Source organism: Sedimenticola sp. (assembly GCF_050289425.1).
In the GTDB taxonomy this organism is placed as follows: Bacteria; Pseudomonadota; Gammaproteobacteria; order Chromatiales; family Chromatiaceae; genus Sedimenticola.
Map to the genome: position 1 here is coordinate 36,887 of NZ_JBNKFS010000008.1, position 22,228 is coordinate 59,114.

A 22,228-nucleotide genomic window follows, 5' to 3' on the forward strand; every position below is an offset into this window, starting at 1 on the left:
TCACACCGGCTGCGGATGGTAGATCTTTTCAAAGAAGGCGCGATACGCCTCGGGCACCGGCTGGCTTTTCAGTTTGTCGGCATCGATACAGGTGGTGGTGGTACGGGCATCGACACAGAGCCGCTCATCGACGTATATCTGGTAGCGCAACCCCAAGGAGCTGCGACCCAGCTTGAAACAGGAAACGCGGATCTCCGGGCGTTCGCCAAAACGCAACGGCTGGCGAAAATCCACTTCGGTATGCACCATGGGGAAGGCGATACGCAAATCCTGGATCAGGTAAAAGTAGCGCACCCCGATATACTCTTCCCACAGGTCCTCGAACGCTTCATGGATGAAGTTGTGGATACGCGGAAAGTAGGCGATACCGGCCGGATCCACATGGCTGAAGCGAACCAATCGCCGGGTGACAAACACCAAACCCTCACCGTCACCCACCGGGCGTACCTGCAATGCATCGCTGCGTTTCGTCATGATCTACTCACTGGTATGAATGGATTCTCAGGGTTAGCGACTGTTGGCAATCCGGGTTAATCCCTACTCCGGCTACCGGCCGCTTGGTGATTACTCTTCCACATGTCCCAACAACTGGCTGCGCAGCATCTTCGGCAGGCCGGTAATGCTCAGGGTGTCGCTCTCGGCCTGATAGTGTATCCGCTTGTTTAGCTGGTAGGAGGAGAAACTGATCGCCAGATCCCGCTCGCGGCCGGCAAACTTCACATAACGCCGCAGGCTCTTGCGGTCCAGCAGCAGGCGTCCACCGCCTTCCGGTAGGTGATCCGCCAAATAGCTGGAAAAGGCCGACGTATCCACCCCGTCCAGGGCCTGGGAGAGTCCGCCGATCTCCACTGGGGCATCCTGCAGGTCCTGCTCGACACAGTACTCCACCACCTGGTTGCGAAAATCGCCGACCTGCTCCTCCGGCAGCTTCTGGGAAAAGGTCTCGATGCGCTCCAGAAAATCTCGGGTAGCGGCGGCCTTATCGACACTGGCGCTGAAACCGGCCAACTGCTGCAACAATTCGGCCATGCCGCGAGCCCGCGAGGGACTCATGGAGAGGTAGGCATCACCCGCCTCACTGCGCCACAGTGTCAGATCCACCTTCAGCGCCATCATCGAGGCACCGAAATCCAGCGTTAGCACCGGCTCCACCTCTTGTCGCTCATTGATCCGGCTGGCAATCCGTTGGCTGACGATAAACAGATAGAGCGCCTGCTGTTCGTGCTGCTGCTCGATGAACAGAATCAGATGACCGCGCAGTTCACTCCCCAGCTCCTGCATGCGCTGCAACAACTGTTTCCCCAGGCGGCTGCTAAGCGTGACAAAATCCACCTGTTCGGTACAGAATTGTGCCAATTCCCCGGCCAACCCGTTCTCCTGCGACGCTTCCGAAAAACGACCATATTCACGATTGATGCGACTCAGATAAGCCCGCTTCAAATCGGCGGCCAGCGTTTCAACCTGATCATCCACCGGCAGCTCCGTCTCGCGCAAGTGCAGTGCCGGTGCGCCGCTCTCATCCGGATGGATCTGATGGGTAATGCAGTGGGTGATCGTCATTGGAACTCCGCAAAAAAATAAAATCGTCGGCCCGTCCGGACCCGAGGCGGATTATACCCGCAAATGCCGCCGTGCCGGACTTCCCTTGAAATTGGCGGTTATTCTCCCCATGTTGGATCAGTTAGAATAGACAACGACTTATATTCAAGGGGCAAAGCAGTGGAGCCGATCAAGGGCACAACAATTCTCTCAATCCGCCGCAACGGCAAGGTTGTCATCGGTGGCGATGGACAAGTCTCCATGGGCAACACCGTGATGAAGGGGAACGCCCGTAAGGTGCGCCGCCTCTATAAGAATCAGGTACTTGCCGGATTTGCCGGCGCCACTGCCGACGCCTTCACCCTGTTCGAACGTTTTGAAGCCAAACTGGAGATACACCACGGCCACCTGATGCGCGCCGCTGTTGAACTTGCCAAAGACTGGCGCACCGACCGTACCCTGCGCAAACTGGAAGCGCTGCTGCTGGTGGCCGATAAGACTGCCTCACTGATGATCACCGGTCTGGGTGATGTGATCGAGCCGGAAGACGACCTGATGGCGATCGGCTCCGGTGGACCCTTCGCCCAAGCTGCCGCCAAGGCCCTGCTGCAAAACACCGATCTCAGCGCCCGGGAGATTGTTGAAAAGGGTCTCGGCATCGCCGCCGACATCTGCGTCTTTACCAACCACAACCTCGTTATCGAAGAACTCGATACGGAAAACTGATTCCCAACTATCATGCCTGAATTGACACCACTACAGATCGTCCAGGAGTTGGACAAGCATATTATCGGCCAGTCGGCCGCCAAGCGCGCCGTCGCTATCGCCCTGCGCAACCGCTGGCGGCGCAGCCAGGTCGATGCCGAGATGCGTAACGAGATCACCCCGAAGAATATCCTCATGATCGGCCCTACCGGGGTCGGCAAGACCGAGATCGCCCGGCGCCTGGCGAAACTGGCCAACGCGCCGTTTATCAAGATCGAGGCGACCAAATTCACCGAGGTGGGCTATGTCGGCCGGGATGTGGATTCGATCATCCGCGATCTGGCCGATTCGGCCATGAAGATGGTGCGCGAGCAGGCTCTGGAAAAGGTCAAAGACCAAGCGGCGGATGCGGCGGAAGAGCGGGTGTTGGATGTGTTGCTGCCCCGGGCCACCAGTTGGGAGGGCGACAGCAGCAGCGCGGCGGGAGCTTCCACCCGGGATAAATTCCGCGTCAAGATCCGCAACGGCGAACTCAATGAAAAAGAGATCGAGATCGAGGTCTCCGGCGCCGCATTGGGAGTGGAAATCATGGCTCCCCCGGGCATGGAAGAGATGACCAGCCAACTGCAGGGGCTGTTTCAGAATATCGGCGGTGGCCGCACCCGCAAGCGTAAGCTGCGCGTCAAGGACGCCCTACGCATCCTGCAGGATGAAGAGGCGGCCAAGCTGGTCAACGACGAGGACCTGAAACTCAAGGCACTGGAAAAAGTCGAGCAGCAGGGCATCGTGTTTCTGGATGAGCTGGACAAGGTGGCGGCCCGTTCCGATCACGGGGGTCCGGACGTCTCCCGCCAGGGGGTGCAACGAGACCTGTTACCCCTGGTGGAGGGCTGTACCGTCTCCACCAAACAGGGCATGGTAAGAACCGACCACATCCTGTTTATCGCCTCTGGCGCGTTCCATCTGGCCAAACCCTCGGATCTGATCCCGGAACTGCAGGGGCGTCTGCCGATACGGGTCGAACTGGATGCATTAACCACCGAGGACTTTATTCGCATTCTGACCGAACCGGACGCCTCGCTAACCGATCAGTACATCGCCCTGATGGCGACGGAGGGAGTCAAACTCTCCTTTACCGAAGAGGGGATTCGCCGTATTGCCGAGATCGCCTGGCAGGTCAACGAAGGCACCGAAAATATTGGTGCCCGCCGGCTACATACCGTCATGGAGCGGTTGCTGGAGGGGATCTCGTTCACCGCTACCGAGGTACCGGGCAGCAGTGTGGTGATCGATGCCGAGTATGTTGATAACAATCTGTCCGAGCTGGCCTCGAATGAAGATCTGAGCCGATTTATCCTATAGCGGTAACGGCACCCATTGTCAGGAGTAGATGACATGTCCAAATACGTACCCACCGAATTGAACCTCCACCAGCACTCCCGGGTGCTGGAAATCACCTTTGATGACGGCGCCAAGTTCGAGCTGCCTTGCGAATACCTGCGGGTCTTCTCCCCTTCCGCGGAAGTGATGGGCCACGGCCCCGGACAGGAAGTGCTGCAGCTCGGCAAAGAAGACGTGAACATCGCCCAGATCACCCCGGTGGGCAACTACGCCGTAACGCTGCACTTCGACGACGAGCACAATACCGGCATCTACTCCTGGGAGTATCTCTACAGCCTGGGCCTCAACTATGAGCAAAACTGGCAGAGCTACCTGAACCGCCTGGAAGCGGCAGGACACAAGCGTAAGGCGCCCAACTGACGTCATCGCCGCTGGGGCCGGCCATTTGTTCCTGAATCGGTGAAAAACCGATACACTCTGCACTATTCAGCAGTGCACTGCATCAACCACCCAATCTGTTCAAGGCAGCAACATGACGGAGAATGAATCTACCCACTTTGGCTTTGAGACCGTTCACGCCCGGGAAAAAGCGCAACGCGTGCGGGCCGTTTTCGACTCTGTCGCCACCCGCTATGACCTGATGAACGACCTGATGTCTTTCGGTATCCATCGGCTGTGGAAGCGCTTTGCGGTGGAATTGGCAGGTATTCGCCGTGGCCAGAAGATTCTCGACCTGGCTTCCGGAACCGGTGATCTGGCGGCCCGTTTTGCCGGCTTGGTGGGCCCGGAGGGCGTGGTGGTAATGACCGACATCAACGCCGCCATGCTCCATCAGGGGCGGGCGCGTATGGCCGACGAAGGGTTGGTGGGCAATGTCGTCTACACCCAGGTCAACGCCGAGCAGATCCCCTTCCCGGACAACAGTTTTGACTGCATCACTATCGCCTTCGGCCTGCGCAACGTCACCGACAAGCAGCAGGCACTGAACGAAATGGCACGGGTGCTGCGACCGGGCGGCCGGGTCCTGGTACTGGAGTTTTCCCATCCTCAGGGCAAACCGCTGAAGAGCGTCTACGATATCTACTCCTTCAAGCTGCTGCCGAAGATCGGCAAAGTGGTCGCCAATGATGAGGCGAGTTACCGCTATCTGGCTGAATCGATCCGCATGCATCCGGACCAGGAGACGCTCAAGGGGATGATGGAGCAAGCCGGCCTGGAGCGCTGCGACTACCACAACCTGACCGGTGGTATCGTGGCCGTTCATCGCGGCTTCAAACTCTAGTCAGGCCGCCTGCCCATGAGTCTCTCCGGCATCACTGCCGCCGGCCTGGAACAGGCCTTAAACCGGTATCTGCAATTGGACCCGTCCGCCACGGCCCAGATGGCCAGGCTGCACGGCAAGGTGATCGCCTTTGAGCTGGCCGGACTCGGCCAAACCCTGTACCTGATCCCCGGGCCGGCCGGCGTGCAACTGCTCTCCCGCTATGAAGATGAGCCGGATTGCGTACTGCAGGGCACCCCTCTCGCCCTGGCCCGCATGGGCAATCAGGAGACCAGCTCCGACCAACTGTTCTCCGGTGAGGTACGTATCAGCGGGGACACCGAGTTGGCGCACCGTTTCGGCAAGATTCTCGGCGGCATGTCCATCGACTGGGAGGCACAACTGGCCCAGTACACCGGTACCCTGGTGGCGGAGGATGTCGCCGGCGTAGTCAAACAGGTCTCGGGCTGGGGCCGGCGCGCCCTGGATACCCTGGAGCTGGATCTGCAGGAGCTGCTGCAGAAGGAGTTGCGCATCCTGCCTGAGCGGAGCGAAGTGGAGCAGTTTCTCGCCGACGTGGACCAACTGCGCGACGATATCGAACGCCTCGAGGCGCGCATCATCCTGCTGCAACGGCGTACCCAAACACCCCACGAGGAGTCCCAGTGATCCGTCCCGCCGAGGCGTTGCGCCTGCTGCATATCAACTGGGTGCTGCTGCGCCACGGCCTGGATGAAGTGATCCTGGCCACCCACCTGTTTCGCCCGGTCCGCTTCCTGCTCTACCTGTCGCCTTTCTACTGGCTGCGCCGCCACAAGCTACCGCCCTATCCGGTACGGATGCGCCTGGCACTGGAGGACCTGGGACCTATATTCATCAAGTTCGGCCAAATCCTCTCCACGCGCCGCGATCTGCTGCCGGATGATATCGCCGATGAACTGGCCAAGCTGCAGGATGCGGTGCCACCCTTCTCCGGACAACAGGCCAGACAGATCATCGAGCAGGCATTTGGCCACCCGATCGAAGATGTGCTGGACTATTTCGACGAGCAACCCCTCGCCTCCGCCTCCATCGCCCAGGTTCACACCGCCTCGCTGAAAGACGGCAAAAAGGTGGTGGTTAAAGTGCTGCGTCCCGGCATCGAGCGGACCATCCGCCGCGATGTGGGTCTGCTCTACATCATCGCCGGCCTGGCCGATCGTTATTGGAAGGATGGTCGGCGCCTGCGTCCGATGGAAGTGGTGCGGGACTATGAAAAGACCATCCTGGATGAACTGGATATGCAGCGCGAGGCGGCCAATGCCGCCCAGCTGCGACGCAACTGGGAAGGCAGCGACATCCTCTTCGTACCCGAAATCTATTGGGAATACACCCGCACCAACGTGCTGGTAATGGAGCGCATCCACGGTATCCCGGTCGGCAATATCAAGGCGCTCAAAGCGGCCGGCATCAGCATGGAACAGCTCGGCACCCAGGGGGTGGAAATCTTCTTCACCCAGGTGTTCCGCGATAACTTCTTTCACGCCGACATGCACCCGGGCAACATCTTCGTCGAACCGGGCGGCCGCTACATCGCGGTGGATTTTGGTATCGTCGGCTCGCTCACCACCGAAGACCAGCGCTATCTGGCGGAAAACCTGCTCGCCTTTTTCAACCGTGACTATTACCGGGTGGCGGAACTGCACGTGGAGTCCGGCTGGGTACCCAAAGGGACCCGGGTGGAAGAGTTCGAATCGGCTATCCGCTCGGTCTGTGAACCGATCTTCAACAAGCCCCTGAGCGAAATCTCTTTCGGCCACTTCTTGCTCAACCTGTTTCAGACCGCCCGCCGCTTCGATATGGAAGTGCAGCCGCAACTGGTACTGCTGCAGAAGACCCTGCTCTATATCGAAGGATTGGGGCGCCAACTCTATCCGGAACTGGATCTCTGGGCTACCGCCAAACCCTTCCTGGAGCGCTGGATGAAGGAGCAGGTGGGGCCCAAGGCATTCACCCGCAAACTGAAAAAGAACCTGCCGCAGATGACCGAATACGCGGCGGACATGCCGATACTACTGCACAAGGTATTGCGAGACGCCTCGGAAGGACGCCTGGAACTGAACTGGAAATCGACCGAACTGGAACAGCTCCGCCGGGATGCCCAGCGCCACCAGCGTCGACTGATCACCGCCGTCAGCGGCGGCACGCTGCTGCTGACCGGCACGCTGATGCTGCTGCTCGGACCCGGCCAGCTATTGCCGACCAGCGCGGTAGCCGCTGCCGGCCTGGGGCTCTCGGCAGTCGGCGGCATTGCCCTGATCCGTACCTGGCTAAGGAGCTGAACTCCCGGATGATCCCTCAGTCGCGCTGTTGCATCTGCCGCAGCGTCATCCAGGCCATCCAACCCAGTAACAGCGTGGCAAGGATCAACACGCCCCAGAGCGACCACTGCTTCCAGTCGTAGATCCGTTGCGGAGTCAGTGCGGCCGTACCGGCCAACTCAAACGGCTGTCCAACGCGGATCCGTTCGCTCACCCACTGCCGCCGCTGCGTCTCACTGAAGCCCTGAAGTAGCGAACCCGGCCGATCCATCACGGCCGATCCACTGCCATAGGCCAGCAGGAACGGCCCCTCTCCACGGGCGGAAAACCGCAACAGGTGGGGAATCCAGCTCACTTTTACCCTGGGAAGGGATTCACCCAGTCCGCCGCCAGAGGTATCCACAGCCAATTTCCAGAAACGATCATTGACCCGTTCAACCGCCAACGCGGTCTGATCCAACTGGGTCCCGTCTATCAATATTCGGTATAGGGTGGCTTGACTGCGACGTATCCAGGGCGCTTCCGCCGTTGCCCGGGAGTAGAGCGTTGCCCGGACGATGGTGTTCGACTCCGCCGGTATCAGGTTGACCCGAGTGACCGGCAGACGCCCGGGCAGTTCAAACAGATAGACGCCCGCCTGCTCATCGCGCCGCAGAGTCGTTATCGGCGTCTCTTGTTGTGGTCGTTCCTGACTGTCGCCGACCGTCACCGCCTCCACCGCATCCAGCTCCACCGCCATCTCACCCTTATCGGGTACCAATCGGATAAAGCGATCAAGCGATCCATTCAACCGGATATCCGCTTTGACCAATCGTTCACCGCTGTAGGCAAGATCGGCGATAACCTGGTCGCCGCCGACCGCTCGCCAACTGATCAAGTCATCACTCTGCTCCAGTTTTAGCCGCTGCATAAAGCCGCGCGCCGGCTCAGGCCAGTGCAGCGTCAAACGCCGGATAACCGGTCGCTGCTCCCCTTGCCAGAGCTGCAGCAGGTAACCCCGCAGCACATCATCCTGGGTACGATGCATCTGTTGCTGTTCCAGTGTCAGCACCCCTGCCGCACTCTCGCGCCGAATTCGCAGCGAGAGGCGTTGCAGATCGGCCGCCCGGGTGCCATACAGCGGGAACAGAACGATCGACTGCAGGCTTTCCTGACCGGGCAGTCGCTTGGCCGGCAGTTGCAACTCGTGGGGTAAGCGTTCGCCCCGCCCATTGAAGAGCTGCAGATCCCCCAGGTCGGCTCGCGTCACTCCCTGATACACCGCCTGAGGCAGCGGCAGTTGATAGATTGGACTGGCGACTTCCGGCTCAAGCCGGATGCCCCAGGCAAAATCCCCCTGCTCCAGGGCTTCCCTCGGCTCAGCCGCAACGGCCCCACCGCATAACAAAACCCACAGCAGACAGGCTAACCTCATAGCTCCTCCTTTTGACTCATCTGCGGTTGTCCGGCCAGCCGTGGCGGCGCCGGCGAAAAGTAACCGACGATCAACAACAGCAACCCGACGCCGATAAACGCTACGATACGCGCCACCGTACCGGTATTGGAGAGATCCACCAGGAACAGCTTCAGCACTACCAACCCCATCAATCCGGCGCCCACCAACCAGAGTAACCGGCGACCGGTTCGCGTTCCCGTCAGCATGCAGCCAAGCCCCAATGTCGCCCACAGCACCGCAATCGCCGCCTGCAACACCTGCGAGCGAAGTAGCAGATCGGCATCGAACGGCACCCCACCCCAGTGGTGTACCGCGCGCACCACCATGCCGTTGAACCAGAGGAACAGGGCGATACCCAATAGGGAAAAGTAGTGCGCCGCCCGCACCCCCCACTGTTCCAATCCGTCGCCGACCCGCTGCCACCACTTCACCAGCAGCAACAGCACCGAGAGGATGGTCAGGTCCAGCGGATTGAGCACCGGCAGGTAAGCGATCGGCCAGGGGTCACCCGGGCTGACCGCATTGGCCAACATGGCCCAGCCCAGCAGATAGACCGCCAATGGTGTCATCACCTGGATGTTGTACACCCGAATATGCCGTTGCACCGGCCAAACCAGCCGCTGCCCCAGACTCAGCAGCCCCAGACCCAACAGCACGGGAACCGCACCCCAGGGGATCATCTCCCACAGATGACTGCCGGCTACCGCCTGGTTCAGGCGCCAGGCCGCCTCATCGGCCAGAAGGAAAGCCAGTAACCAGAGGCTGCCCCCGTGCCAGAGCGGGCGGACCGCCAAGCTGTCCTGGTCCAGCCGATACAGCACGGCATACTGGACCACAAAGGCCAACAACCAGCCCAGGGCGACAAAACCGACCAGCGGATGGGACTGGTCCAGCCAGAGCGCCAGTGCCACCAACAGCAGCGCCGGCAACAGTCCGAGATCGATCAGTATGAGCCGCTTCCAGGCAAGGCGGCGCCTTAACCACTCCGCCACAGCCGCCGTGAAGGCCAAAAGCGCCAGCAGCCAGGCCCACTCATTGTGACCGGTGACAAAGCGATCCAGCTCATTGATACCGGCGCTCAGCCACCAAATCGTACCCCAGATAAAAGAGAGCGGCGGCACCCAGTCTTCGTAGCGCGTCCGCTTATCCGCCTGGCGATCCAGATAGAAAGCGGTAAAGAGACCGGCCAGCGCGATCAAGAATGCCCCCAGAAAGGTGCTGTTGATCAGCGGCCACTCACCGCCGGTCCCGTACCAGTGGTTGTCTTCCAGATAGAGCAACCCGGCTAACAACTGCAGCGCCAGGCCAAACAGACGCGGTAGGCGGCGCCCCTGATGGAAACCGATCCAGATCATGGCGGCCCCCTCCAGTGCCCAGAAGGCGGAGCTGAGTCGACCCTCCAGGGCGAACGGGATTGCCAGCGTGGCAAACACCACCCCGGTACCCAGCAAACTCTCCGACAGCAGTCGCAAGGTGGTTCCGCCACGCTTGAACAGCAAGGCCGCCAGCGCGATATAAAAGCCGCCCAGGATGACCGCGCTGAAGGCCAAACCGTACGGCATATCCTTGACCAACGCCGCCTGCAGGGCGGCCGACGCCAAGGGCACCCCGAAGATCAAGGTGCCATCCACCACCCCTTTCAGGTTGGGAGGCTGCCTGATGGCAAACAGCACCGCAATTGCCACGTACATCAGGAAAAAGGCGATCAGGAAGGGCTCGGTGCTGGTGAAGAATTCCGGCCGGTAATACTGGTAACCCCAGAGTGAGCCGATGATGAAGGTAAACAGGAAGCCGACCAGGTTGAGCAGCCGCCAGGACTTGAACCAGGCGATCGCCAGGACACCGGCATTGAGTAGCAGGTAATAGCTGAACAGGGCTACATGACTCCCTTCACCGGTAGAGGTCAGTACCGGCGCCAGAAATCCCCCGGCGGTGGCTAAAATGGCCAGTGAGCTGGCGTTTTGAACCAGTGCCAACAGGGCGCTGAGGGCCACAAACAGCAGCAGCAGGGCGAAGGCGATCTGCGGCGGTACCACGCTGTAGAGGCGCAGGGCAGAGAAGACCGTCAAATAGAGCAGTCCCACCGCCCCGCCCTGCAGGGCCAATCCGTATAGGGTACGACGGCTACGCAGCCGCCACCCCAACACCAACATCACCATGCCGGCCACCACCACGCCCATGAGGCGGAACTCGATCGGTACCCGGCTGTGCTCAGCGGCATATTTCAGCAGAAAGGCGACGCCGAAAAAGAGCACGATGACGCCCACCCGGACAATCAGATTCCCTCCGCTGAAATAACCCTTGATCAGGCTGCCCAGCCGCTGCAACAGATCGGTTTGTCGCTCACCGGTCGTCGGCGTCGTGCGCCGGCTCCGGGGAGCGGGTCGCGCCACTGTTTGAACAGCGAGGCGCTCCTCTGGCAGCTCCAGGTCAAAATCGATCTCTTCGGGTGACGCGGTTGGCGCCTGCCGGGCGGCGGCGAGTGATTCGCCGGCCTCCGCTGGCGGCTCTTGTACGGCGGGCCGCACCGGCCCCGACCTGAGTTGCTCCAGTTCACGGGAGAGCTGATCCAGCCGCCGTCCCTGATTCATGACGGCACCCAGGAGGTAGCCGATCAGTGCGCCGAACGGGCCGGCCTCCAGGCCTAACGCTCCGACGGAAATCAGACCACCCAATATTGCCAGGATATAAGCCATGAACGCCCCCCTTTTGGTAAAATCCTGTTACGCTGAACCGTAGCATGTACCGGTTTTCGGTTTTCCTGAACAGTTACCGAAACTGTTGTACCGTAGTTCCCCGGGCGTGTTACCCAGCAATACTTCTGCTGACGGCCCGCTTTGCAAACGGATGCATAACTATGGATACCCTTCTGCAACAACTCAAGCCAATTATCGGCCTGTTTGGTCAATCACCCTACATGCAGGCCGCCGTGGTGATTCTGTTATCGCTGTTTGCCGCCAAACTGGTCAGCCTGCTGGTGAATCGGGGCATTCGTAAACTGACCGGCCACACCAAGAGTACACTGGATGATCAACTGATCAGCCTGCTGCATCGTCCGCTGTTCTGGAGTGTCGTGCTGCTGGGGTTGCTGTTGGCTGCGACGGTAGCGGAGCTGTCGCCATCCCTGTTCACCTTTACCCGTTCAGCCATTCTCAGCCTGTTGCTGTTCTGGTGGATGCTGTTCTCACTGCGCGCCTCGCGCGTGATACTCATCAGTGTCAGCCGCCACAGCGACACGTCAAGCCTAGTACGGCCCCAGACCCTACCCCTGTTTACCAATCTGGTGGCGGTGATCGTGATAGCGCTGGGAGTCTATTTTATCTTCCAGGCCTGGGATGTAGACATGACCGCCTGGCTGGCCTCGGCCGGTATCGCCGGTATCGCGATCGGTTTTGCCGCCAAGGATACCCTGGCCAATCTGTTTTCGGGTGTCTTCATATTGGCCGACTCGCCCTACAAGATCGGTGATTACGTGGTCATCGACAATAATGTACGCGGCATGGTCACCCATATCGGCATCCGCAGTACCCGTCTGCTGACCCGGGATGATGTGGAAGTGACCATCCCCAATTCGGTGATGGGTAACAGCAAGGTGGTTAATGAGTCCGGCGGACCCTATGAGAAATACCGCATTCGGATCCGCGTCAGCGTAGCCTACGGCAGCGATATAGACCAAGTGTGCGCGCTATTACAAACCATCGGTGAAGAGGAGCCGCAGGTCTGCACCGATCCGGCCCCGCGGGTACGCTTCCGCAGCTTCGGTGACTCCGGTCTGATTGTCGACCTGATGGCCTGGGTTGAGAAACCGGAGTTACGCGGTAGGGTCACCCACCTGCTCAACAGCGCCATTTACAAACGGTTTATGGCGCAAGGGATCGAGATCCCCTACAGCAAGCAGGATCTCTATATTAAATCGCTTCCCGACACTCCCTGGCAGGAGCCCAGCCACTGACGACACAGTCAATCCAACTCCCGCACCACACGAAAACCGGTGTCATCACTGGTGCGGGTGGGGAAATCACGCCAACGGTTGGCCGAACGTATCTCTTTCACCGGGAAGCTCCAGGCACCGCCGCGGATCACCCGTTTACCGCACTCGTTCTGTAACGGGGGTTTGCCATCCGCCGATACCTCGGAGAAGTTATCGATCCAACAATCCTCCACCCATTCAAAGACATTACCGGCCGTATCGTGCAAACCAAACGGATTGGGTGGAAACCGCCCCACCGGTGCACTCTTTTCACCATCCCAGAGACTGCTGCATTCGGCACAATTGGCGCGATACGGCTTGGCGTCATCGCCCCACCAGTAGCGGCTGTGGGTGCCCGCCCTGGCGGCGTATTCCCACTCGGCATCGGTCGGTAGTCGATAACGCTGCTCGGTGCGGCGACTCAGCCACTCGGTATAGGCCTTGGCATCCTCCCAGGAGACATTGACTACCGGTCGACTGCCGCGCCCCCACTCCTGATCATCCGGTTTGCGGCGTCCGGTCTCATCGCAGAACTGGTCATATTCACGAAAGGTCACTTCGTAGATGCCAATGGCAAATGGCTCAAGATGGATCTTTACCGGCGGCTGCTCGTCCGTATCGCCATCCCCCTGCAGATCTCCCCGGGAAAAACTACCGCCACCCAGCGCAATCATGTAGGGACCCAGCGACCCATCCCGCATGCCGTCTTGAATCAGGTCTGCCGGGTTCACCCGTAGCACCGAGAGAAAACGGGAACGCTTGCCGGAGTGATTTACCCGTGGTGCCAAACGGCTGAGATGGGTAAAGGGGATCTCCAACCGGCTACCGAAACGGGTTTCAACCGTAACGGCAGGCAACGCAAACCGCCCCTGCACGATCTCACCGTCATTGCCGGTGATTTGCGCCAGATAATCCTCACCCTCATTCAGCGACACCACATCGAGCAGCTGAATATCTGCGGGCTGGGCCAATTTCATCCCGGTTTTGCCGGCCATCATCAACGCCTCCGATATCACCCGCGCAGAAAAATTGTCGCCATTCTGTGTAATAACGATATCCGGCGTTCGGTGTATCTTGGGCCGCAGGGTACGGTGGGCAAATTGAATCTCGCGAATATCCTCCACCGCAACGGGTAGAGTCGGATCCAGCACACGCAGTACGGTCAGTTCGCGCTCCTGCAACGCGCCGCTGAAGCGGTCTCCAAAATGGGTCGTGATGCGATCCGGTTCACCGTCACCACCCAGCAGCAGACGCGCCATCCGCGCATAGGGGATGGCCACCACACCATAATCTGTCTTCAAGGTGAAACGGGGCTGTGCCACGGTGCCATTGTAGATATCGCCATTGTTCAGCGTAACGACATCATATCCCGTGGTATTGGCGTAGCTGGTGCTGGCCGTCATAAATAAGATCAGCAGCAGACTGCTTAGCGTGACAAATCGCAAGGACATTCATACCTCCTTGGTTTTTATTATGCTGTGCCAGCCGGTGAGACCGCGCCTGCTGTTGCGGCACTTTATTTGCTATCTTGTCATAAACCGATTTGACTAATCCAGGATAATAATAATGAGTAAGCGGGTAGGTATTTTGACCGCCGGGGGGGATAGCCCGGGGCTTAACGCCGCCATTCGCGGCGTGGGCAAGAGCATCCAGGGCCACTATGGTATGCAGATGATCGGCTTCCGTGACGGCTTTCGTGGCCTGATGGAAAACCGCTCCATGCGCCTGGATGGCGACCGCCTCTCCGGCATCCTCACCCTGGGCGGTACCATCCTCGGCACCAGTCGTGACAAACCCCATCGCATGCTGGTGGATGGCAAACCGACCGATATGACCGAGACCATCATCCGCAGCTACCGGGAAAACCGGCTGGATGTGTTGATCTGCCTGGGCGGCGGGGGTACACAGAAAAACGCCCTGCACTTGAAGCAGCACGGGCTTAATATCATCACCCTGCCCAAGACCATCGATAACGATGTGGTGTGCACCGACACCACCTTTGGTTTCGACACCGCCCTCGGTATCGCCACCGAGGCCATCGATCGCCTGCACAGTACCGCTCACAGTCATCACCGTATCATCGTGGTGGAGATCATGGGGCACCGTGCCGGTTGGCTGGCGCTGGGCGCCGGTATTGCCGGCGGTGCCGACGTGATCCTGCTGCCGGAGATCCCCTATGACACCCAGCGGGTGGCCGAGGCCATACGGCAGCGGGTGGTGCATGGCAAAAGCTTTAGTATTGTTGCCGTAGCGGAAGGGGCTCGCTCGCTGGAACAGGCTGCGCAGATCCGCCACCTGGAAGAGCAAAAACTCCATGCCCAGGACAAAAAAGAGAAACGTAAAATCAAGCGGCAACTCACCTCACTGGAGGCCGATCACTTAGGAAATCATACGGTGCAGCTTTCCGAACAGTTGGAACGCCTGACCGGACTGGAGAGCCGGGTCACCATACTGGGCCATGTACAGCGCGGTGGTGCGCCGTCAGCGGCGGACCGGCTATTGGCCACGCGATTGGGAAGTGCCTGCGCCGACCTGGTGGCCCGGGAGCAGTACGGAGTAATGGTGGCCGCCGCCGGTGAATCGGCCGTCCCGGTAGCGTTGGAGGAGGTGGCCGGCCGAAAAAAACTCGTGCCCCCGGATCATCCCTGGATCGTCAGTGCCAAGCGGGTCGGCACCAGCCTGGGAGATTGACTGCCAGTGCAGGCATACCGCTAGCGAACCAACCCGGCTTCCACTTCATCCCGTTTCTCTCGGCCTGCCAGGACTTCGATCAGTTCCAGCGCAAAATCCATCGCGGTGCCCGGACCGCGGGAAGTGATCATCCGGCCATCCCTGACTACCGACGCACTGGCCAAGGTCACCTCGGCGTGAGGCATCTTCTCCAATACCCCCGGATAAGCGGTCGCCTGTCGCCCTTTCAACAACCCGGCACTGGCCAGCACCTTGGGCGCCGCACAGATCGCCGCGGTGTAGCCCTGCTCAGCCGCGACACGCTGCAGCAACGCCGCTATCCGCGGATCTTGATCCAGGTGGTCGGCACCCGGCAAACCACCCGGCAGCGCCACCATATCGAAGGGTTGGTCCAGCACGTCATCCAGCAGTACGTCGGGATGTAGCACCACCCCGCGACTCGCCGTCACCTCTCCCGGCGCCAGTCCGGCACTGATCACTTCCTGACCCGCTCTTCTTAACAGGTCGATGATGGTTACGGCTTCGAGCTCTTCGCAACCTTGGGCGAGGGGGACGAGGATACGTGCCATAGCGTTCTACTCCTTTGGTACTCAATCATTTCGGAAGCGGGTATCAACTTGATACCCAATGACCGCAGCTCGGGAAGCCGTTGCGCAAGTACCTGGGTGGTTTCAGGGTAGGGATGGCCGATGCCGATCGCATAGCCTTGGCGGCGCGCGCGCTTGATCAGCTGATCAAACTGCCGGTCGATAGCCTCCAGCGTGCGATCGTTATCCAGGAAAACATCCCGATTGGCGTTGGGCACGCCATATTCAGTCGCCATTTGCTGTGCGACCGTCTCGAGGGCGGTACGACTATCGATAAAAAACAGATCGTTGCGACTGCGCAAAGCTTGCATCAGCCAAGCCATGGCACCGGGATGCCGGGTCAAGAGACTGCCCATATGATTGTTCAACCCCCTGACATGGGGCACCGCATTCAGATCGTCTTGCAGTGTTCGCTTGAATGCTATCTCTGTCATATGCAAGGTCAGCGCACCCGGTCCCAACGGATTGCCCTCATGGGATTCCATCGGCAGATGCAACATCACCTCCTTACCTGTTGCATAGGCCTGCTGTGCCAGACGGGAGGCATGGGGCGTATGCGGCAAAAAAGCGTAGGTCATGGCGCCGGGCAGGGTCAAGGCCGCCTCACCCCAACCCGCTTGATTGCCCATATCATCGATAATAACCGTGATCACCAGCGACGGTTGCCGCCCCGCTGACCAGAGCGGCATGGAAAGAGCCATCAGCAGCAACAGCAATACCCACCGATGCCGCTTTCCCCCGCTCATCTCAATTCCAGCTATTGTAGAGGCTGATCCCTTTCAACAAATTCAGGGCTTCGCTCAACTGGTAATCCTCTTCGATATCCGGCCCTTGTGCCGACGCCGGTTGAGCGCGCTTTTCAGGATCGGTCTTCGGCGCCGCTTCTTCGCCTTTTCCTTTATCCAAATGACCCGCCAGATCGGCCTCTTTGATTCGTGTCGCCTGGTCCGGCTCGTTACGCGTCACCTTGACATCGGAAAGCTCGATATCCGGTTTGATCCCCTCACCCTGGATGGAACGACCGGAGGGGGTAAAATAGCGCGCCGTGGTCAATTTCACCGCGGCGGTGCGACTCACCGGGATAATGGTCTGGACCGACCCTTTTCCGAACGTCTGGCTACCCATGATGATGGCCCGCTTATGATCCTGTAGCGCACCGGCCACAATCTCCGAGGCGGAAGCGGAACCGCCATTCACCAGTACCACCATGGGCGCACCATCCAGCACATCATCCGGTGCGGCATTGAAATCGAGCCGGGACTCTTCGCTACGACCCTGGGTGTAAACCACGATCCCTTCGGTGAGGAAGGCATCACTGATCGCTACCGCCCCGTTAAGAATGCCGCCGGGATTATTACGCAGATCCAGCACCAATCCTTTGATTCCGTCCTTCGACTCCGCCTTCAGCTGGCTGATCTTTTTCAACATGTCATCCGTGGTACGGGCCTGGAAATGGGACAAGCGGATATAGGCAAAGCCCTCTTCCAGCATCCTCCCTTTAACGCTGGCCACCTTGATAATATCCCGCACCACCGTGATCTGGAGCGGTTTCTCTTCACCCTCACGGGCGATGGTCAATACCACCTCAGTGCCCGGTTTGCCGCGCATCAGACCGACCGCCTCTTCCAGGCTCATGCCCTTTACCGGCTTTTCATCCAGTCGAATGATCAAGTCGCCCGCCTTGACACCGGCCCGCTGAGCCGGCGTATCGTCGATCGGTGAAATGACTTTCACAAAGCCATCCTCCAATCCCACTTCAATACCCAGGCCGCCAAACTCCCCACTGGTGCCGGCCTGGAGGTCGGCAAACTCTTCTTCATTCAAATAGGATGAGTGCGGATCGAGGCCGCTGAGCATGCCGCGGATGGCATATTCCAGCAACGTCTTGTCATCCACCGGCTCAACATAGTTCTCTTTGATGCGGCCGAATATCTCCGCAAAGGCGCGCAACTCCTGCATCGGCAGTGGTTGGGACGGCTCCTCTGCAAACAGGGTGGGACTCAGGATAAGCAGAGTGCCTGAGATCAATCCCAGGGTCAGCGAACGCACCAAGCTAAATCGTCTTTTCATACCTTGCTTCTCTGCTTCAATTATCGGTCAAGATTACGGTTCCAACACGGTTATGCTGGACCTGGAATCCGTTAGGTGCAAGGCGATCCGTTGCACCGCTTCATTGCCTGTTGGGCGCACCTGCATGCCCACCTTGTTGCCACGCGTGGCTTCACACCACCGTTTCGGATTGACCGGTCGACCCTGGTAACGAATACCAAAATATACCCCCGGATTGGTCTGTCCACCACTGTTACCCACCAGGGCGATCGGTTCACCCGGTTCGACCCAGTCACCGGCCTCTTTGAACAGGCTCTGATTATTACCATACAAACTCATGTAGCCGTCACCGTGATCGATGATCAACAGCAAACCAAAGCCCCGTAGCCAGTCAGCAAAGGCAACGCGACCATGATGTACCGCGCGCACATCCGCACCCTCTTTGGCGGCGATCACCACCCCGTCCCAATTCAGATTGCCGGCCCGGGATTGGCCGAATCGCGCCGTCAGCCTTCCGCGCGTGGGCCATTTAAGATGCCCCTTCAGTTGTTTGAAGGGCTTGTGCTGTTCCGTTTCGAGCGGCAGATTGATCAACTCCATCTGCAACTTTTTGACCAGACTTTGCAACTGCTGTTCATCCCGCTTGTAGCCCTGCAGTCGCTCTCCCTTGACTTCGATATCCTTGTCCAGCATCGCCAACACCTGCTGCCGTTTCTCCTGCTCCCGGTCCAGGGAACGCCGCTGTTCCAGTGTGTGCGCCTGGGTCTCACGCATCCGGTCACTCTCCAGGCGTATTGCCGCTTCGGTCTCCTGCAGCGCTGCCAGGGCCTGGCCAAGCTGCCTGATCTGTTCGGCACGGGAACGGTTGAAATAATCGTAGTAGACCAACATGCGGCTCACGACTGCCGGATCCTGTTGATTGAGCAAAATCTTCAGCCGCTCCTGGCGACCCATGGCGTAGGCGGATCGCAGCTGCTGTTTCAATGCCTCTTGCTGGCGTTCCAGCGCCTGATGCTGCCCGATGCGATCGCGCTCCAACTGTTTCAGGCGCAGTCGCTGGCGCTCCAGGCTGGTAGCCAGCACTCGCAGGTGGCGGGCGGTCTTGCCTATCTGCAATTCGGCGCTGCGTAGCTGCTCCTGCAGTGCCTGACGCTCACGCTCCCGACCACTGAGTTGGTTCTGCAGATTGGAGATTTCACCTTGAAGTTGTTTCAGCTCCCCTTCCCGACTGCTGACTGATGCCTCATCGATCGCCGCCGGCAGCCATCCGGGCACCATCATCAACACCAAAGCGGCAGCCTTCAACCGGCGAGGGTCAGGGGCCATCGGCCTTTCTATCAAGCGCTCTTTTCATCCTGATCTATCATGTCCAGCAGATTGTGCCCCTGCATTTCCGAGGGAATCGCCAATCCCATCAAGGTCAGCAGGGTCGGGGCGATATCACACAGGGCGCCATGCTGATCCAGCCGGGCTGGACGGCCCAGGTAAAGCAAGGGTACCGGATTTTGCGTGTGGGCAGTGTGAGGTTGATCATTCTCCACATCCTCCATCTGCTCGGCGTTGCCATGATCGGCGGTCACCAACATTTCGCCACCCACGTCTCGGAGCGCCTCCGCTACCCGGCCCAGACAGTGGTCCAAGGCTTCAATGGCCGCCACCGCCGCATCAAATTTACCGGTATGCCCGACCATATCGGAGTTGGCATAGTTGCAGATGATGGCGTCATATTTGCCGCTTTTGATCGCATTGACCAGGGCATCGGTCACTTCCGGGGCGCTCATTTCCGGTTTCAGATCATAGGTGTTTACTTTCGGTGAGGGGATCAGAATCCGATCCTCGCCTTCAAACACCTCTTCACGTCCACCATTAAAGAAGAACGTGACATGGGCATATTTTTCCGTTTCTGCCAGGCGCAATTGGCGTAATCCAAGTTTGGCAATATATTCGCCAAACACATTTTCCAGCCGCTCAGGCGGAAAAGCCACGGGAATATCGAACTCCTTGCTGTACTCGGTCAAGCTGACAAAACTGCTGAGGTGGGGAACGCGTGCGCGGACAAACCCGCTAAAATCGGGGTCGATAAAGGCCCGAGTCAGTTGCCGCGCCCGATCAGAACGGTAATTCATAAACAGTACCGCATCACCGTCTTCGATGGTGACCGCCCGCTCACCGGGCGGCGCGATACAGGTAGTCTTGACGAACTCATCGGTTTCGCCACGATCGTAGGCTTGCTGCAGCGCCTGTTCCGCATCCACAGCAGTATATTCACCCTGCCCCTGCACCAACATGTCGTAGGCTTGCTGCACCCGATCCCAGCGATTATCCCGGTCCATGGCGTAGAAACGGCCAACGATGGAGGCGATGCGCCCCTGACCCAATTCCGCAAACACCCGATTCATCGCTTGGATGGAAGCGGCCGCACTCTTTGGCGGCATATCCCGCCCATCGAGGAAGGCGTGCACATAGACCCGGGAAGCCCCGCGCTGCACCGCTAACCTCGCCATGGCGTGAATGTGCTCTTCATGGCTGTGTACCCCACCCGGGGAGAGGAGCCCGAAGATATGCACCGCCTTATCGTCACCAATCGCCCGATCAACCGCATCCACCAGGGTGCGGTTGGTAAAGAAGGAGCCGGTACGAACCGAACGGCTGACACGGGTAAACTCCTGGTAGACCACCCGGCCGGCGCCGAGGTTAAGGTGCCCGACCTCGGAGTTGCCCATCTGCCCGTCCGGCAATCCCACTTCCGCACCGGACGTACTGATCAGGGTGTGAGGACAGCTTTCCCAGAGTCGATCCCATACCGGTGTCCGGGCCGCCATGATGGCATTGGATTGCACCTCTTCACTGTATCCCCAGCCATCCATGATCAGCAGCACTGCAGGTTTCGCTCTGAAAGACATGTCCGTTTCCGACTCCGTTTGAATGGTCCGCCTCGAATCTGGGCTAACTCATTGAAAAAACCGCGATATTACACCATTTTGGCCACTTCAACATTAACTGGCTGAGAATATAACCAGGCAATTGTTAGGGGTAAGGTATTTATCCCGATTGAAAAACAGGATAAATTTGCGTAAAACAGTTTATTATTGTTTTTTTATAAAGAGTCGTTGCGTTTCAGTAGGTTGTCAGCAGTACCGGAGATAGGCTGTAGTGGGGTTTCAGCCCCTGTTGTTACGCTTAACCCTATATATCTGATATTCAACGTTTGTAGACAGTGTCATTACCGTTGTACTAACCAAGGCCCCGTGTATGGAACATAAATTTGGAAGCCCCAAGGTCCCCGTGCTTGAGTCAGCGCACAATTTCGATAACGACGTCGACCTGATGGCGGATGATGAGGATATTGAGCGCGCCTCCCGCTCGCTCAAAGCCATGTCTCACCCCTTACGACTCAAAATCCTCTGCACCCTGGGTGATGAGGAGGTCAGTGTTCAAGAGATCGTTGAACACGTGGGAACCTCTCAAAGCAATATTTCGCAACACCTTGCCATTCTTCGTGACAAGGGCATCCTTGCCTCCCGTAAGGATGCCAACCGGGTCTATTACCGGGTCAGCGATTCTCGGACATTAAAGTTGATCGGTATGATGCGTGAGGTATTCTGCTCCCACGGACACTGACCCGCCTTTCCAGGACCCGCATAAATAACAAAACGGGAAGCTAATTTCCCGTTTTGTTTTATCCAGGGATGGATTTATGCCACGGACGACTCCAGGGACGGATTGCCCCAAATACTCCATGCAAGGCCTAAGCCGCTCGCGAAAACCGCGCCCGGCTTGCCGGCCGATGGAATCTGATGGGCAATTTCCTGCATAAACCGTGGTATGGACCAGCCCCCTGGTCTAGAATGTGCCTCCTCTTGTGACCCCTTTTTCAACGACACCTGGCAGCCGAGATTCATGCAACAGCTTATCGAATTCATAACAAACCACATTATCCTCTTCTCTGCCCTCGTGGTAGTGCTGGTCTTGATCATTCAAAACCTGTTGGCCAGCAGTGGTGGCAAATCCTCCATTACGCCCCTGCAGGCAACCCAGATGATCAATCGCGAGGAGGCCGTGGTGGTAGATGTCCGGCCGATCGGCGATTACAACAACGGGCATATTGTTAATGCCATCAATATTCCCAATACGGCGCTGAAAAATCAGGTCAATCAAGTTGCCAAACACAAGGACAAACCCATTATCGTCGTCTGCCGTTCTGGCGCCCAATCCGCCGCCGCCTGCAAGGTTCTGCGCGGTGCCGGCATCGAAAAAGTCTACAACCTGCAGGGTGGCATGCTGGCTTGGCAAAGTGACAGCCTACCCATCAGCAAAAAGAGATAACCTATTTCCATCACACTGACCGAC

At 58.7% G+C, this 22,228-nt stretch carries 20 protein-coding genes; 10 read left to right on the plus strand and 10 right to left on the minus strand.

Going from position 1 to position 22,228, the window contains the following annotated elements; all coding sequences use genetic code 11:
• Entirely contained in the window at positions 1–474 is a 474-nt protein-coding gene (locus ACQY5R_RS07340) for an acyl-CoA thioesterase (protein ID WP_428606396.1), read from the minus strand.
• 90 nt (positions 475–564) lie between these two features.
• Entirely contained in the window at positions 565–1,560 is a 996-nt protein-coding gene (locus tag ACQY5R_RS07345; protein ID WP_428606399.1) for a nucleoid-associated protein, read from the minus strand.
• A 159-nt stretch (positions 1,561–1,719) separates the two neighbouring features.
• Here ACQY5R_RS07345 and hslV point away from each other — a divergent pair, with 159 nt between their 5' ends.
• The 6 genes from hslV to ubiB all read left to right on the plus strand — a co-directional run bounded on the left by hslV (position 1,720) and on the right by ubiB (position 7,167).
• Positions 1,720–2,265, plus strand: coding sequence for an ATP-dependent protease subunit HslV (hslV, locus tag ACQY5R_RS07350; RefSeq protein WP_428606401.1), 546 nt, complete (start codon positions 1,720–1,722; stop codon positions 2,263–2,265).
• A 12-nt stretch (positions 2,266–2,277) separates the two neighbouring features.
• The gene (gene hslU, locus ACQY5R_RS07355; protein WP_428606404.1) at positions 2,278–3,606 is read left to right on the plus strand and encodes an ATP-dependent protease ATPase subunit HslU; all 1,329 of its coding nucleotides are present in this window, start codon (positions 2,278–2,280) and stop codon (positions 3,604–3,606) included.
• Positions 3,607–3,639: 33 nt separating this feature from the next.
• The gene (locus tag ACQY5R_RS07360) at positions 3,640–4,005 is read left to right on the plus strand and encodes a gamma-butyrobetaine hydroxylase-like domain-containing protein (RefSeq protein WP_428606406.1); all 366 of its coding nucleotides are present in this window, start codon (positions 3,640–3,642) and stop codon (positions 4,003–4,005) included.
• Positions 4,006–4,117: 112 nt separating this feature from the next.
• The gene (gene ubiE, locus ACQY5R_RS07365; protein ID WP_428606408.1) at positions 4,118–4,867 is read left to right on the plus strand and encodes a bifunctional demethylmenaquinone methyltransferase/2-methoxy-6-polyprenyl-1,4-benzoquinol methylase UbiE; all 750 of its coding nucleotides are present in this window, start codon (positions 4,118–4,120) and stop codon (positions 4,865–4,867) included.
• A 15-nt stretch (positions 4,868–4,882) separates the two neighbouring features.
• Positions 4,883–5,515, plus strand: a complete 633-nt coding sequence (locus ACQY5R_RS07370; protein ID WP_428606410.1) for a ubiquinone biosynthesis accessory factor UbiJ — start codon at positions 4,883–4,885, stop codon at positions 5,513–5,515.
• On the plus strand, positions 5,512–7,167 hold the full coding sequence (ubiB, locus tag ACQY5R_RS07375) for a ubiquinone biosynthesis regulatory protein kinase UbiB (RefSeq protein WP_428606412.1): 1,656 nt from the start codon (positions 5,512–5,514) through the stop codon (positions 7,165–7,167). The genes ACQY5R_RS07370 and ubiB overlap by 4 nt, the downstream gene beginning before the upstream one ends.
• A 16-nt stretch (positions 7,168–7,183) precedes the next feature.
• On the opposite strand, the gene ACQY5R_RS07380 is transcribed toward ubiB, so the two are convergent.
• Both ACQY5R_RS07380 and ACQY5R_RS07385 read right to left on the minus strand, forming a co-directional pair.
• A complete protein-coding gene (locus ACQY5R_RS07380) occupies positions 7,184–8,560 on the minus strand; it encodes a DUF3999 domain-containing protein (protein WP_428606414.1) in 1,377 nt (458 codons plus the stop codon).
• Positions 8,557–11,277, minus strand: coding sequence for a DUF2339 domain-containing protein (locus tag ACQY5R_RS07385; protein WP_428606417.1), 2,721 nt, complete (start codon positions 11,275–11,277; stop codon positions 8,557–8,559). Before ACQY5R_RS07385 ends, ACQY5R_RS07380 begins: the two co-directional genes overlap by 4 nt.
• Positions 11,278–11,438: 161 nt before the next feature.
• On the opposite strand from ACQY5R_RS07385, the gene ACQY5R_RS07390 reads away from it, so the two are divergent.
• The gene (locus tag ACQY5R_RS07390) at positions 11,439–12,533 is read left to right on the plus strand and encodes a mechanosensitive ion channel family protein (protein WP_428606419.1); all 1,095 of its coding nucleotides are present in this window, start codon (positions 11,439–11,441) and stop codon (positions 12,531–12,533) included.
• 8 nt (positions 12,534–12,541) lie between these two features.
• Here the strand turns inward: ACQY5R_RS07390 and ACQY5R_RS07395 are convergent, their stop codons facing one another.
• On the minus strand, positions 12,542–14,002 hold the full coding sequence (locus ACQY5R_RS07395; protein ID WP_428606420.1) for a formylglycine-generating enzyme family protein: 1,461 nt from the start codon (positions 14,000–14,002) through the stop codon (positions 12,542–12,544).
• Positions 14,003–14,117: 115 nt separating this feature from the next.
• Between ACQY5R_RS07395 and ACQY5R_RS07400 the strand changes: the two genes are divergently transcribed.
• Positions 14,118–15,242 (plus strand): 6-phosphofructokinase, encoded by a 1,125-nt coding sequence (locus tag ACQY5R_RS07400; protein WP_428606422.1) that lies wholly within the window; start codon positions 14,118–14,120, stop codon positions 15,240–15,242.
• A 20-nt stretch (positions 15,243–15,262) separates the two neighbouring features.
• Here ACQY5R_RS07400 and ACQY5R_RS07405 read toward each other — a convergent pair whose 3' ends face one another.
• From ACQY5R_RS07405 to gpmI, 5 genes are read right to left on the minus strand one after another with little or no spacing between them, the layout of a single operon-like run.
• Positions 15,263–15,811, minus strand: coding sequence for a DJ-1 family glyoxalase III (locus tag ACQY5R_RS07405; RefSeq protein ID WP_428606425.1), 549 nt, complete (start codon positions 15,809–15,811; stop codon positions 15,263–15,265).
• On the minus strand, positions 15,757–16,575 hold the full coding sequence (locus tag ACQY5R_RS07410; protein WP_428606427.1) for a divergent polysaccharide deacetylase family protein: 819 nt from the start codon (positions 16,573–16,575) through the stop codon (positions 15,757–15,759). The genes ACQY5R_RS07405 and ACQY5R_RS07410 overlap by 55 nt, the downstream gene beginning before the upstream one ends.
• Before the next feature lies 1 nt (position 16,576).
• On the minus strand, positions 16,577–17,899 hold the full coding sequence (locus ACQY5R_RS07415) for a S41 family peptidase (protein ID WP_428606429.1): 1,323 nt from the start codon (positions 17,897–17,899) through the stop codon (positions 16,577–16,579).
• A gap of 33 nt (positions 17,900–17,932) precedes the next feature.
• Positions 17,933–19,204, minus strand: a complete 1,272-nt coding sequence (locus tag ACQY5R_RS07420; protein WP_428606432.1) for a murein hydrolase activator EnvC family protein — start codon at positions 19,202–19,204, stop codon at positions 17,933–17,935.
• An 11-nt stretch (positions 19,205–19,215) separates the two neighbouring features.
• Positions 19,216–20,781 carry a 2,3-bisphosphoglycerate-independent phosphoglycerate mutase gene (gpmI, locus tag ACQY5R_RS07425; protein WP_428606434.1) on the minus strand — a complete coding sequence of 522 codons (1,566 nt, stop codon included), beginning with the start codon at positions 20,779–20,781 and terminating at the stop codon, positions 19,216–19,218.
• Between the two features lie 424 nt (positions 20,782–21,205).
• On the opposite strand from gpmI, the gene ACQY5R_RS07430 reads away from it, so the two are divergent.
• Together ACQY5R_RS07430 and ACQY5R_RS07435 are read left to right on the plus strand one after the other, a co-directional pair.
• Entirely contained in the window at positions 21,206–21,499 is a 294-nt protein-coding gene (locus ACQY5R_RS07430) for an ArsR/SmtB family transcription factor (RefSeq protein ID WP_037374648.1), read from the plus strand.
• A gap of 279 nt (positions 21,500–21,778) precedes the next feature.
• Positions 21,779–22,204, plus strand: a complete 426-nt coding sequence (locus ACQY5R_RS07435) for a rhodanese-like domain-containing protein (RefSeq protein ID WP_428606437.1) — start codon at positions 21,779–21,781, stop codon at positions 22,202–22,204.
• Positions 22,205–22,228: the final 24 nt, after the last annotated feature.

Excerpts from the sequence above, each read along its gene's own strand:
- ACQY5R_RS07395 (WP_428606420.1), bottom strand. The coding sequence starts at position 14,002 with ATGTCCTTGCGATTTGTCACGCTAAGCAGTCTGCTGCTGATCTTATTT.
- ACQY5R_RS07420 (WP_428606432.1), bottom strand. The coding sequence starts at position 19,204 with ATGGCCCCTGACCCTCGCCGGTTGAAGGCTGCCGCTTTGGTGTTGATG.
- ACQY5R_RS07405 (WP_428606425.1), bottom strand. The coding sequence starts at position 15,811 with ATGGCACGTATCCTCGTCCCCCTCGCCCAAGGTTGCGAAGAGCTCGAA.
- hslU (WP_428606404.1), top strand. The coding sequence starts at position 2,278 with ATGCCTGAATTGACACCACTACAGATCGTCCAGGAGTTGGACAAGCAT.
- ACQY5R_RS07380 (WP_428606414.1), bottom strand. The coding sequence starts at position 8,560 with ATGAGGTTAGCCTGTCTGCTGTGGGTTTTGTTATGCGGTGGGGCCGTT.
- ACQY5R_RS07370 (WP_428606410.1), top strand. The coding sequence starts at position 4,883 with ATGAGTCTCTCCGGCATCACTGCCGCCGGCCTGGAACAGGCCTTAAAC.
- ACQY5R_RS07390 (WP_428606419.1), top strand. The coding sequence starts at position 11,439 with ATGGATACCCTTCTGCAACAACTCAAGCCAATTATCGGCCTGTTTGGT.
- ACQY5R_RS07415 (WP_428606429.1), bottom strand. The coding sequence starts at position 17,899 with ATGAAAAGACGATTTAGCTTGGTGCGTTCGCTGACCCTGGGATTGATC.
- ACQY5R_RS07345 (WP_428606399.1), bottom strand. The coding sequence starts at position 1,560 with ATGACGATCACCCACTGCATTACCCATCAGATCCATCCGGATGAGAGC.
- gpmI (WP_428606434.1), bottom strand. The coding sequence starts at position 20,781 with ATGTCTTTCAGAGCGAAACCTGCAGTGCTGCTGATCATGGATGGCTGG.
- ACQY5R_RS07385 (WP_428606417.1), bottom strand. The coding sequence starts at position 11,277 with ATGGCTTATATCCTGGCAATATTGGGTGGTCTGATTTCCGTCGGAGCG.
- ACQY5R_RS07400 (WP_428606422.1), top strand. The coding sequence starts at position 14,118 with ATGAGTAAGCGGGTAGGTATTTTGACCGCCGGGGGGGATAGCCCGGGG.
- ACQY5R_RS07435 (WP_428606437.1), top strand. The coding sequence starts at position 21,779 with ATGCAACAGCTTATCGAATTCATAACAAACCACATTATCCTCTTCTCT.
- ubiE (WP_428606408.1), top strand. The coding sequence starts at position 4,118 with ATGACGGAGAATGAATCTACCCACTTTGGCTTTGAGACCGTTCACGCC.
- ACQY5R_RS07410 (WP_428606427.1), bottom strand. The coding sequence starts at position 16,575 with ATGAGCGGGGGAAAGCGGCATCGGTGGGTATTGCTGTTGCTGCTGATG.
- ACQY5R_RS07360 (WP_428606406.1), top strand. The coding sequence starts at position 3,640 with ATGTCCAAATACGTACCCACCGAATTGAACCTCCACCAGCACTCCCGG.
- ACQY5R_RS07430 (WP_037374648.1), top strand. The coding sequence starts at position 21,206 with ATGGCGGATGATGAGGATATTGAGCGCGCCTCCCGCTCGCTCAAAGCC.
- ACQY5R_RS07340 (WP_428606396.1), bottom strand. The coding sequence starts at position 474 with ATGACGAAACGCAGCGATGCATTGCAGGTACGCCCGGTGGGTGACGGT.